General features: G+C 57.6%; 7 protein-coding genes and 1 pseudogene. All 8 read right to left on the minus strand.

Features of this window, described 5'->3' with window-relative positions:
* Window positions 1-3 precede the first annotated feature (3 nt).
* Window positions 4-306, minus strand: coding sequence for a PAAR domain-containing protein (locus tag AC2T28_RS21365; RefSeq protein WP_486750673.1), 303 nt, complete (start codon window positions 304-306; stop codon window positions 4-6).
* 30 nt (window positions 307-336) lie between these two features.
* Window positions 337-933: a DUF6931 family protein gene (locus AC2T28_RS21370; protein ID WP_486750674.1), complete on the minus strand. Its 597-nt coding sequence runs from the start codon at window positions 931-933 to the stop codon at window positions 337-339.
* Between the two features lie 9 nt (window positions 934-942).
* Complete coding sequence (locus AC2T28_RS21375; RefSeq protein ID WP_486750675.1) at window positions 943-3,069, minus strand: type VI secretion system Vgr family protein; 2,127 nt, start codon at window positions 3,067-3,069, stop codon at window positions 943-945.
* A 63-nt stretch (window positions 3,070-3,132) separates the two neighbouring features.
* Window positions 3,133-6,936, minus strand: coding sequence for a type VI secretion system contractile sheath domain-containing protein (locus AC2T28_RS21380; protein ID WP_486750722.1), 3,804 nt, complete (start codon window positions 6,934-6,936; stop codon window positions 3,133-3,135).
* Window positions 6,937-6,957: 21 nt separating this feature from the next.
* Window positions 6,958-7,437: pseudogene (gene tssB / locus AC2T28_RS21385) on the minus strand (type VI secretion system contractile sheath small subunit); the annotation flags it as partial.
* Window positions 7,427-8,278, minus strand: coding sequence for an ion transporter (locus AC2T28_RS21390; protein WP_486750676.1), 852 nt, complete (start codon window positions 8,276-8,278; stop codon window positions 7,427-7,429). The pseudogene tssB and the gene AC2T28_RS21390, both read right to left, overlap by 11 nt.
* Before the next feature lie 66 nt (window positions 8,279-8,344).
* Entirely contained in the window at window positions 8,345-9,907 is a 1,563-nt protein-coding gene (locus tag AC2T28_RS21395) for a hypothetical protein (protein WP_486750677.1), read from the minus strand.
* Window positions 9,908-9,943: 36 nt separating this feature from the next.
* Entirely contained in the window at window positions 9,944-12,667 is a 2,724-nt protein-coding gene (tssH, locus tag AC2T28_RS21400; protein WP_486750678.1) for a type VI secretion system ATPase TssH, read from the minus strand.

Here is a 12,667-nt window from a genome sequence, read left to right on the forward strand (position 1 = left end):
GCGTTACCCTCCCACTAGAACCGTAAACTCTCCTTTGACGATTGGCCCCATACAGACCACATTATCCCCCACCCGCGCTGCAGGCAGGCAGTTGATCAGAACTGTAACTGACCCTTTGATGATGGGATGCGGTGGTGGAACCGCGGCACATAAATCTGTCATGCGCGCCGCTGGCAACTTGCCCACCAGAACCGTCACCGCACAGGGCGGCAAGATCGGCAGGGGCACCGGCAGCACTGGCGGTGGCGGGATCGAAGGGATCGCACAGGCGTGCATATCCGTCACCCGGGCCTGGGGCATTCCCATGGCAAAACATCCTCCTCGTTACTCGTGGCGTTACTGGGCCTGAACCTTATCCAATTGCCCATTACCACCGCGCCCAATATCCAGCGCTCGCGCGACCAACACACGGCCATGCTCTTCAAACTTATCAGACAATTCCGACAAGGCTACCATATTCATGGCAAATGCTGCGGTTTCCGACGCCCCAGCCGGTGCCGGGTATTGTTTCAAATCTCCCGGCCCAAGAGTTCCGTCGCAATACAGCACCGCCAGCGCGCAGTTCACCGTGTCGTCATCCACATAGGCATTATCCAAAGTGAGCCGCGCCGCCTCACGGTTTTCTTCCGAGGGCTCATACACCCAAGCCTCTGACGCACTCAGCGACGGCGGATCCTTGTCCGATCGCGGACCAATGTAATCCCGCGCCGCCATACAGGCCCACCAAACCCGTTCGCGTGGCGGCAATAAAACCGCCAGAACCCGCAGCAAATCCACCAGCGCGCCCTTGTCATCCAGCTCTTTTAGCACCACGGATGCATCAGCTGTTGGCGGAGCTTCAAGTGGTGTTTTCAAAAGCACATTTGCCCGCGACAGCAATTTGGCCACCGGATCTGTTGGCATTTTCACCAGGTCATTAAACGTCGTCGTCATCTGTCCCACCTAGTTGATCATCGTCAGACCACCCTTCAGGGTCAGCATGGCATCACCTTTGACCGTAGTCATTGGTGCCTTTGCCTCAACCATCGCGGTGCCTTCGACCTTGATCATCATTCCCTTGATCGTCACCCCTGAATTATCGATCTTAATCGAAGATGCACCAACTTTAAGCAAAATTTCCTGCATGGCGGTCATCTCGATCTTACCAGCGGCGGCATCTACCGCGATATTGCCCAGGCTGACATCTATTGTCATGTCCCCTTGTTCAACGGTCGTAGCATCATTGCCCGTGATGGTTTTGGTGTGCTTGCCTTCGATGGTCTGGGTTTTGTCGGTCTTGATTTCAATTTCCTGACTACCGGTCTCAATCGTGAAGTAGTGGTCCCCTTCTAGCAGGGTTTCGGTCACATGCTGTTTGACCACTTTGCTTTCACAGCCGTCTTCGTCATGGGCACCGGCGTCCACTTCATCCAGACCGATGGTCACCACCGACTTGTTCTTGACCAGCCTCTGGTGATCTTTCTGCGCCTGAATTCGCATCAGTTCTTCGCCGGCCTTGTCCTCGAACATCCACTCGTTATAGCCGCCGCCCCCTTTGGATGAGTTGGTTTTGAACCCCATCTGGGTCTGATCATCCGGATATTTGTAGGGTGGCATCGTATCCTTATTGTAGAGCATGCCGGTACAAATTGGCCGGTCCGGATCGCCCTCTTCGAACTGGATCACCACCTCTTGGTCAATGCGTGGCACCGCCACCATGCCCCAGTCCTTACCCGACCAAGGCGTTACCACCCGCACCCAACACGATGATTTCTCGTCGTCATCGCCTTCCCGGTCCCAATGGAACTGCACCTTGATCTGGCCATGTTCATTGGTCCAGATCTCCTCGCCGCTGGGGCCAGTAACAATGGCAGTATGTAAGCCGGCAATCTCGGGCCATGGGGTAACCAGCGGTGCGCGATATTGCTCTTGCTTGGGAATGGCCCCAAAGGTCGATGCGTAGGCATCACCTTTTATTTCTTCCGGGAAATCCATGTTTTTGGCCTTCAGATCATGGCGCATCTCGCCACTGTCCCGCCCAGATCCGCGCCGGGTTTCCCGTTCGGAAAAATCGCCCGCCACCTGCAAGTAATGCACGGTGTCCGTAACCAGATACTCGGCATTGGCTTCTTTTTCCGGGTGGTTCTTTAGCTTGAACGTATAGCCGGTGCCCAGGGTCCGCACACTTGACGCCCCCCGCCAGCGCTTGTGCCGGATCGCCTCGGCCTCCATCCGCACCCGCGCCTGCGTGTTCCCCAGGCCCGAGTTTTTACGGTAATGGCCGGGATAGTCATACACTTCGTACTTGTTATGGGTGTGGCTGCCCGTTTCGATCTTGTTGTTGACCTCAAGCTCAGCCGTGGGCGAGAGAAAGTCAAAATCATTCAAGGTCATCTTGCCCCGGGTCAGAATCTCTTCTTTACCCCACTCCGCAATGTGGTCCTTGCGACGGCGATCCGAGTCGTCGCGGGGGTGAAATTCCACCGTCGAACTGCCGTTGATCGGAGAATGCCCGCTGATCCCATCACACAGGCACAGCTTTTCCGGCGCATTTTTATCGCTGGCGCTGTCGAAATAGTAATAGATCCCCTCTTCCTCCATCAGGCGGCAGATGAAATCATAATCGCTTTCTCGGTATTGCAGGCAGTATTCACGTTCCTCGTAGCTGCCACTGGTGCGATCGCGAAAATCGCTGAACCCGTGGTCGCTAAACAATTTTTTGATCAGATCCAGTGCTGAAATATTCTGGAACACCCGACAGTCCTGAGTGCGAGTCAGCAACCAGAACCAGGGCCGCACCTCAGCCACATAGTGACCATAGCCATCCCGCATCCCGAGATTTTCAACCGAGATACACAAGCCTGAGAATTTCTGATCGGTGCCATCTTCGGTTACAACATGCAGGTTCATGGTGTGGCCCACGATCTGCTCCAGTTTCTCAGATTTGTTCTTGGATTGGAACTCTACCGTGGTTTCGGTCAGCTTGTTGAAGCCCTCGCGCACAATCGCGCGTTTCAGCAATAACTCGCGGGCCTTATAATTGCCGGACATCCAGACAATGCTGTGTTCATGTGGTTTGCTATCAGCCATGGCGCCTCCTTTCACCGGGGAAAACCGGGCGCTGGTAATGGGTTAACTCTGTAAAATTACGCATCATAAATCATCCAATAGCGCGGCAAGTTCGTCATCCATGCCGCTGTCATCATCGTCGTCATCGTCCCCAAAACCGGCCAGCAGATCGTCCAGCCCGTCGTCATCGTCATCCTCACCCAGGTCCAGATCATCCAGATCCAAATCCATATCGTCATCACCGTCGCCGTCATCATCCACGGCCGCGGGGGCTGTGGCTGGTTTGGGATCAGGTGGCGATGGCTCGGGCGCTGGCACGCCAGTCCAGGGGCCCAGAATTTCGCCCCCGGTCAGTGAATTGAACGAGGTCAGGCGGATCTCGTCCCTGCCTTTGACCGCCGACACGGCAATGAACCCGCGTTCCTGCGCCGCGGCGATTTTATCCAGATTGATATTACGTTCGGTACAGGGCAGCGCCACCTGATCGCCAAAGCGATCATTCACATAGTGGAACGGGATGTCGCCCAGCGACATGATCTGCCCCAGCCCCATCGAGGCCCCGTTTTGTTTGAATGACCGCGCCAGCAGGATCGCCACCAGAACCACCGGGTTGGCCCAAAGCATCCCGCGCAATCCTTCGCGCTCTGTAAACTCTTCGAACTCAAACTCGTAAATCGGCTCGCTCTTGGCGCCGTAAGGTCGGCGCAGCATGAACCGGGGCGACACCAATCCCAGATGCCCGGCCTCACTCATCCCACGCAGGGCATCCCAAGCGGTTGCCACCACTCCGGGCAGTTTGTCCTTTTCGGTTTCGAGGAAAGCAGGCGATATCGCAGCAAAGAACGGCGCATCCACATGCGCCGCCACCCGCGCGATCCGCCCCAGTAATTCGGCATGGGGCGGGGTTTCTTCGAACTGATACAGCCCGATCAGGGCAGAATAACCGCCGCGTCCGTTTTCTTCGTCCAGCGGTTCCTCGGTCAGCAGTTTGACAAATCCGCTCTCGGTCAGATCCTCAACAGTCGCCAGATCTGCCGCCAGCTCTTCGGCCGACACATCATACAGCATCACGTCCAGCGTATCGTCCACCTCAACCGACCGCGCGATCAAATCCAGTGTCCGCCACTGCGCCTCAAGCGATTGGAACTCGGGGTGGTGCAGCACCATGCGCATCGCATCCGACAGCGCCTCGTCCACCGCCGTCACCATCGCCGTCACGTCCGCACCTGGTATGGCCCGAATATGCGGCCCAACCACCCGCGCCAGTAAATCCTGCACGGGTGAGGCCTCGCCCAGCTGGTTTTCACTATCGCCAATCAGCTGCTGAAACGCGCTCAGCCGCCGGTCGGCAGGCACCGCGTTGCCGCCCGACCGCGACTTCGGTGGTTTGACCCGGGTGCCGTGCTTCTCGCCCCAGGCGCGCAGGGTATTGGCAGCGTGTTCCGCCGTCCCCCCGCTCTGCAACTGCTTGCGCAGCCCCACCAGTTCCAAAAACAGTTCGACATTTTCATACAGCTCATCCGGGTGCAGATCGTCCAATTCGCCTAGCTTAACCGCCATCGCCGCACCATCTTTGCCGATGGGCAACAACAGTTCAGTGCCAAAGCTCTCGATCACATCCTCAACCGTGTCAGGATCCAGGATCACCGCCTTGCGGCTTGCCAGGTCATCGCCAGTTTCAATCAACCCCTTGGCCGCCCGGCCTGAAAAATCGCCCAGGATCGCCAGTCGGAACCGCTTGCGCTCCAGCTTTTTCGGCTCAGGGCGCGCGCCGCTCATGGTGCCATAGGCAAACTCCGGTTCCTCGCTCAGCGTTGCCCCATCTGGGGCGCTGGCCTCTGCAGAGTCATCCTCCAGATCCCCCAAAAGATCATCCAGATCACCGCCAGCCTCGCCGCCGCCATCATCCAAACCACCCAGCAGATCATCCAGATCAACCTCCTCACCGGCGTCATCATCGCCCAGAAGCGCATCCAGCCCGTCCTCATCCTCGGTCAGATCGCCAAGCAAATCATCCAGGTCATCGCCCCCTTCCGGCGCGGGTTCTGATGCGGCTTCATCCTCAAGCCCAGACAACAGCCCATCCAAGTCATCACCGTCGTCCGACCCCTCATCAGCCAGGTCGCCCAGCAGGTCATCAAGGTCGATGTCATCGTCCCCAGCCTCCAGCGAGGCGTCAGCAGCTTCGGTCTCAACAACCTCCCCGCCATCCAGATCCGCTAACAAATCGTCCAACCCGCCGTCGTCTTCCTCGGTCGGCGGTTCTTCGGTCAGGGCCTCCAGATCCAATGCGCCCTCGGCCTCATCCCCCAGCCCATCCAATAGTCCGTCCAGATCATCCCCCGCTGCAGCTTCGGGTTCAGACGCCTGGTCCTCCGGATCCTCTGCTCCTTCGTCCAGATCATCCAACAGCGCCAAAAGGTCATCTTCTTCAGCTTCGCCCGCTTCCGGTTCGGCCAAAGCCCCAAGATCACTCAGAACATCATCGCTATCGTCTTGTGGCTCGTCCTCCAGCTCAATCGCAGCCAAGGCCTCCAGCGCATCATCGGCTGCGGTGTCAGGCGCGTCTTCAACCTCCATCTCTGCAAGATCGCTTAGAATATCCGTGCCGTTGTCTTCTGGCTCATCCTCGATCTCAATGGCTGCCAGCGCCTCCAAGGCCTCATCCGCGCTGGTGTCTTCCTCTTCGGCCTCAAGGTCCAGATCCGCCAGCGCATCAAGCACATCTTCACTGTCTTCCTCGACCGTTTCTTCAACCTCAACCGATGCCAAAGATTCGAGCGCATCATCAGCCGCGGTGTCCGTTTCCTCGTCAATCTCAACCGCAGCAAGATCGCTCAATACATCGTCCGAACCATCCTCCTCGGGTATCTCGTCGATCTCAACCGCAGCAAGATCACCAAGCACGCCATCGGTGGCGTCCGCAGCCTCTTCCTCAAGCTCAATTGCCGCCAAGGCTTCCAAAGCGTCATCGGTGCTGCTGTCGTCTTCGGGCGCGTTTTCTACCTCAACTGCAGCCAAGCTCTCCAAGGCATCGTCGGCACTGGTGTCCGTTTCATCCGCAATCTCAACCCGGGCAAGATCGCTCAGCACATCATCACTGTCGTCCTCGGCCGGCTTATCCAGCTCAACCGCAGCCAAGCTTTCCAACGCCTCATCAGCACTGTTGTCAGCGGCCTCTTCAACATCCATTGCGGCAAGACTTTCAAGCGCATCGTCAGCTGCGCTATCCACCTCGTCGTCAACCTCAACTGCAGCAAGCTCACTCAACACATCCGCACTGGTATCTGCGGGTGCATCCTCCAGCTCAAACGCCGCCAGGCTTTCCAACGCGTCATCCGCGCTGGTGTCGGTCTCCTCCTCGACCTCGACGGATGCAAGATCGCTAAGGATCTCCTCTGAGCCATCCTCCTCCGGGGTCTCATCAACCTCCATCGCCGCGAGGTCGCCCAGAACACTGTCGCTCGTGTCCTCTGCCACCTCTTCAATCTCAACCACCGCCAAACTCTCCAAGGCCTCATCGGAACTGGTATCGACCTCCTCTACAATCTCCACTGCCGCCAGATTGCTCAGCACATCGACGCTATCGTCCTGCGGCGCTTCGGCAATCTCAACCTCGGCCAAACTCGCCAGCGCATCCTCGGCGCTGTTGTCCGCCTCCTCGACAACCTCTTGTGCAGCCAGTGCATCCAAAACGCCCGAGCTGTCATCTTCCACGGCTTCGGCCACCTCCACCGCCGCAAGACTAGACAGCGCCGCCCCCACGTCATCCGTTTTGGGCTGATCATCGGGGGTTTTCGCGCTCAGTGCCGCCAAGATGTCGCCGCTGGCGTCAGCCTCCTCCTCGGGCAATTCCACATCGCGCAGGCTTTCAAGCGCGGCAGCCATTCCTGCCCCCGCATCCGGCCCCTCAGCAGACAGGGCCGACAGCAAGGCCCGGTCTTCCAATATCTTCTCGATCAGCGCTTCGGCCCCGGATTTTCCATCCATATAGGCCATCAGATTGCTCAGCTGACTGCGCGCTTCAAGCAATGGCTGCAAGGCCTCGACCTTGGCGGCAATCGCCCCCGGGGAAAAATCAGACATCTTCTCAAACGTCAGATCAATCGCCAGATTGCCCTCGCCGGTCAGCGTATTGGGCACAGTAAAGGCCGCACGCGGCGCCATCGCCCGCATCCGGTCATCAAAGTTATCAACGTCGATTTCCAGAAACTTGCGATCTGCCACCGCAGGCTGCGCCACCTTGGACTTGCCCACCAGATCGCTCACCACCCCCATCACAAACGGCAGCTGCACCTTTTTCTCGGACCCATAAAGCTCGACATCATATTCGATCTGCACCCGAGGCGCGCGGTTCCGGGCGATAAATTTTTGCGAACTATCCGCCATTTGCATCTCCCCGCGCAGCAGCCAGTTCCTCGCGCAAAGCCCGAATTTCTGCGCGCAGTTCAATTACATGCTCGTCGACAATATCGGTTTCAGACCGCACCAATTCGCGCAGCTTTTCAAACTCGGCCTCAGCGTCGTCTTCCACTGCTGTTTGCATGGTGTTGACCAACAGACCGATGAACAGATTGAGCACCGAAAAAGCCGTGATAATGATAAAGGGCACAAAGAAGATCCAAGCCATCGGGAATTCGATCATCACTGGTCGAACGATCCCCATCGACCAGCTTTCCAATGTCATGATCTGGAACAACGAATACAGCGACCGGCCCAAAGTGCCGAACCATTCATCAAATGTTGGGCCATACATCAATGTCGCCATCACCGCGAACACGTAATAGACAATCGAAAGCATCACGATCACCGCGCCCATGCCGGGCAAGGCATCCAGCAGCGCCTGCACCACCGATCGCATCTGCGGCACCACCGACAACAGGCGCAAAGCCCGCACCACGCGCAGTCCCCGCAGTGCCGACAGGCCCTGTTTGTCGGGCAGCAAGCCAACCGAGACCACCAGCAGATCAAAAATATTCCAGGCCGAGGCAAAGAACCGCCAGCCATAGGCAAAAAACTTAAGCGCAAGCTCGGCGACAAAGATTGCCAGCACCGCCCGGTCGATCACCGACAACAGCCCGCCAATCTGATCGGTCACAGTGGGTGAAGTGCTAAGCCCAAGTGTGATGGCGTTAAAAATGATGACGCCAAGAATACTGTTGCGGACGATGTCACGCTCCACAAAAATGCGGGCCTTGTCCCGAAGTGTAAGATCTTGCGCTTCAATCATTGGCTTCAAGTCTTTTGACAGTGAATGGAAAGGGCGACCCCACCGCCGCCCTTTCGAGGGTTGGAATTAACCCAGGGTTTCTTCCAACTGGGTCTTGCCTTCGCTGGCGATGTCGTTGAACAGCCCCAGCCCGGTGTTGACGCTCTCCAAAACACTCTTGGCCTCCGAGAACCCAACGCCCGCATTGGCGCCGGCCAGGGTCAGGTTGACCACGGCAGGGAACACCCGATCAAAGATCTCGGCATATTTGGGGTTCTGTGCATTTAGCGCATCCAGCATCCGCTTTAGCTTGGGCATATTGGTTTCCGCATGTGACACCCGCCCCATCATGTCGGAACAGCCGTTCAGCGCCTTGTCCAAGCTGGCGCGGGCTTTCTTAAGCTTGGTCAACACCTTGCGCACCTCGGAATCCTTTGATCCTTGCAGGGTTTTATCCAGCTTGTCACATGCCTTGAGCCCCTTGACGATTTCGCCAGACAGCTTGCGCCCGCCAACCGCCAGGCCGGCAACCTTGTTGTCCCACAGGTCATAGTTCGAGGTACATTTGGGCAGTGTCGCCAAAAACGGCGCGTCGGCCCCAATGATCCCTTTGAGCACCGAGGCGCCAACTTCGGCAGCCCCTTGGGTCTTCTTCTTGGCCTCGCCTTGGGCATTCTGATAACGCTTCATCAGCGTATCCAGATCGCCCTTCAGAACCTTTTCGACCTTTTCAGCGTCTCGCGCTGCATCCTGGATCTGCTTGGCCAGTGCTGCAATGCCACGCACCAGACCAACAATACCCAGAACCAAGGACGCCCCACCGGTTGCCGCTGCGCCCGCCACGGCAACTGCGCCGCCTGCGGTCGACAGAACCCCAATGGTAATGTCCAACCCGGTTTTGATCTTGTATTGTTTGTATTGCTTTTTACTGGCGACAAATTTCTTCCAACGCGCTTCAGGGATTTTTTCGAAAACCGGCTGATACTTGGCAATCGCGGTCTTCATCTGCTTGGTCAGCAGCGCATCAATCTTGGCGACATCCTTGGGGTCGCTAACCTTGTCATAGGCGTCGTCAAATTTGGTCAGTATACCCGCGATACCAGCGATCAGCTTCTGGCCCAGTTTCTCGGCATCTTCGGCCATATAGGCCGGGGTGACCAAGTCGTCCTCGGCCTCGAGCACGTCCAGAATATCATCGTTCAGTTTCAGCTTCAGCTCATAACCTTTGAGCGCCGAGATATGCTTGGGCTTGGCTTTCTTCAGCGCTTCGACCCCCAGGTCGCGCTTCCAGATCACCACATCCTTGCCGATTTTCTGCTTAGGCGCAGGGGCCGAGGCCGCATCTTTGGCGCGGGCAATCTCGGCCTTTTGCTTGCCTTCAATCTCAACCTGTTTTTTCTGGATCACGCCGGGGTATTTCTTGAGCCCCGCAATGGTATCGGCGTGTAGCTTGGGATTGCAGCAACCAATCGCAACAACAACCTTTTTCTTGACCTCAGACAGCGCCTTGAGCGATTTGGCCCAGTCCATCTGGTCTTCAGCGGCTTCGAACAGGGTCAGCGCCTTGCCCAGCCCCGACGACTTCATCGTCTTGGCCTTGTTCTTTTTCCACCACTTGTGGCTTAACTCTGGAACAGCGTTTTTCTTCATCGTCTTACCCCTTAAAAAACAGGCCTAAACGGCCAGTCACTCATCAAAACTGTAGGCAAATTCTCCTTCTTCGATATCGATGGATACTTTGTTGACCTCTTTGCCTTCCATCAGGCGGCGCAGGAACTCGGCCGAGATGTCAGGCAGCATGGTGTTGGTCACAATGGCGTCGATCATCCGCCCGCCGCTCTCCAGCTCCTGGCAACGCTCGACGATTTTATCGACCACACCATCGGTGTATTCGAACGGCACACCATGAGATTCCATCACCCGCTTCTTGATCCGGTTCAACTGCAGCACAGTGATCTTGGCGATCATGTCCGGGCTGAGTGGATAGTACGGAATGGTCACAAGCCGCCCCAGTAACGCCGCCGGGAAGATTTTCAGCAGTGGATCCCGCAGCGCCTTGGCGATGCCTTCGGGTTCCGGCAACAGATCTGGGTCGCTGCACAGGTCCATGATCAGTTCCGACCCCGCGTTTGAGGTCAGCAGGATCAGGGTGTTCTTGAAATCAATGGTACGGCCCTCGCCGTCCTCCATCACCCCCTTGTCGAACACCTGAAAGAAAATCTCATGCACATCGGGGTGGGCTTTCTCCACCTCATCCAGCAACACCACCGAGTATGGCTTGCGCCGCACTGCCTCGGTCAGCACACCGCCTTCGCCGTAACCCACATACCCCGGAGGCGCGCCCTTTAGCGAACTAACCGTATGGGCCTCTTGGTATTCGGACATATTTATGGTGATAACGTTTTGCTCACCGCCATACAGCACTTCGGCCAGGGCTAGTGCGGTTTCGGTTTTACCCACGCCGCTGGTGCCAGCGAGCAGGAACACCCCAATGGGTTTTGATGGATTATCCAACCCGGCGCGGCTGGTCTGGATCCGCTTGGCAATCATCTTCATCGCGTGATCCTGTCCAATCACCCGTTTCGCCAGATGCTCTTCAAGGTTCAAAATGGTGTCGATTTCATCGCTGACCATGCGGCCCACCGGAATACCGGTCCAGTCCCCCACCACGCTGGCCACGGCCTGATGATCCACAATTGGCAGGATCAGTGGGCTTTCATCCTGCAGGGTTTCCAGCTCAGCGTTTTTATCCCTGAGCTGCTGCATCAACTCGGCACGGGCCTTGTCATCCAGCGGGCTGTCACTGGCGCCCTCGGCCCCGTCATCCCCCGCGTCCATGACATCATCCACGGGCGCGGCGCCCTCGCGCAGTTTCGCACGCAGGTCGAGGATTTCATCCACCACCGCCTTTTCTGCATCCCAACGCTCAGTCAGGGTGGCCAGCCGTTCTTCCTCGGCTGCTTTGGCAGTCTCTACAGCCTCACGCCGGTCGGTAACCTCGTAGCCCGCTGTTTCATCACGACCGATGATCAAAAGCTCAGTGGTCAATGCCTCGATCCGGCGTTGACAGTCATCCACTTGCGCCGGCACCGCGTGTTGGCTCACCGCCACCCGAGCACAGGCCGTATCCAACAGGCTGACCGATTTGTCCGGCAATTGCCGCGCCGGAATATAGCGGGCCGACAGGCTAACCGCCGCCTCGATCCCTTCGTCCAGCACCTGCACCCGGTGGTGTTTTTCCAACATCGAGGCAATGCCGCGCATCATTAGGATCGCCTTGGGGATATCCGGCTCATCCACCTGCACCACCTGAAAACGACGTGTGAGAGCCGGATCTTTCTCGATATACTTCTTATACTCGGCCCAGGTGGTTGCGCCGATGGTGCGCAGGGTGCCCCGCGCTAGGGCCGGTTTCAGCAGGTTGGCCGCATCGCCAGTGCCAGCCGCACCCCCTGCCCCGACCAGCGTGTGGGTTTCATCGACAAACATCACAATCGGGGTTGGGCTGGATTGCACCTCGTCAATCACTTGACGCAGGCGGTTTTCAAATTCCCCCTTCATGCTGGCCCCGGCCTGCAACAGGCCCACGTCCAGCATCAGCAGCCGCACATTATGCAGCGCGGGAGGTACGTCGCCTCGGGCAATGCGCAGCGCAAAGCCTTCGACCACGGCGGTTTTACCCACCCCGGCCTCGCCGGTCAGGATTGGGTTGTTTTGACGCCGCCGCATCAGCACATCAACAATTTGGCGGATTTCTTCATCGCGGCCAACAATGGGGTCAATCTCACCATTGCGTGCCTGTTCGGTCATGTCAGTGCAGAACTGCTCTAGCGCCTCGCCCTTGCCCATAGCCGCTGGGGCCATCGCATCGGATGCTTCACCCGGAGCCGCACCACCGCCGGTGGTCGAGCCATCCTGCGCCCCCATGGAATCTTCGGGTGAACCATCGGTGACCTCACCAAAATTGTCAGCCAGATCATCCGGCCTAATTCGGGCCAGCTCGGGCGACATCGACGACAGGATATTGCGCAAGGCCGGGGTTTTCAGCATCCCCAACAGCAGATAGCCGCTGCGCACCTGATTGGCAGAATAGAGCAGCGAGCCCCAGACCCAACCGCGCTCCATCGCATCCATCAGGTGGTCGGACAGATCCGAGATTGTCGAGGCCCCGCGCGGCAGCATATCCAACGCCCGGGTCATCTCGGCGGCGATCTTGCCGGCATCCAGATCATAATGCGCCACAATCCGGTGCAGGTCGCTGTCTTGGCCAGCTAATATCTGATGCATCCAGTGCACCAGCTCAACATAGGGGTTGCCCCGCATCTTGCAGAATACGGTTGCGCTTTCGACGGCCTGATAGCCTAGCTTGTTCAGCTTACCGAACAGAGCAACGCGGCTGATCTCGGTCAT

The organism is Parasedimentitalea nitratireducens, from assembly GCF_057444295.1.

What these genes read in the sequence shown, in the direction of transcription:
- AC2T28_RS21365 (WP_486750673.1), bottom strand. Translation starts at nt 306, where the DNA reads ATGGGAATGCCCCAGGCCCGGGTGACGGATATGCACGCCTGTGCGATC.
- AC2T28_RS21370 (WP_486750674.1), bottom strand. Translation starts at nt 933, where the DNA reads ATGACGACGACGTTTAATGACCTGGTGAAAATGCCAACAGATCCGGTG.
- AC2T28_RS21375 (WP_486750675.1), bottom strand. Translation starts at nt 3,069, where the DNA reads ATGGCTGATAGCAAACCACATGAACACAGCATTGTCTGGATGTCCGGC.
- AC2T28_RS21380 (WP_486750722.1), bottom strand. Translation starts at nt 6,936, where the DNA reads ATGGCTGCCGCGCTTGAAAGCCTGCGCGATGTGGAATTGCCCGAGGAG.
- AC2T28_RS21390 (WP_486750676.1), bottom strand. Translation starts at nt 8,278, where the DNA reads ATGATTGAAGCGCAAGATCTTACACTTCGGGACAAGGCCCGCATTTTT.
- AC2T28_RS21395 (WP_486750677.1), bottom strand. Translation starts at nt 9,907, where the DNA reads ATGAAGAAAAACGCTGTTCCAGAGTTAAGCCACAAGTGGTGGAAAAAG.
- tssH (WP_486750678.1), bottom strand. Translation starts at nt 12,667, where the DNA reads ATGACCGAGATCAGCCGCGTTGCTCTGTTCGGTAAGCTGAACAAGCTA.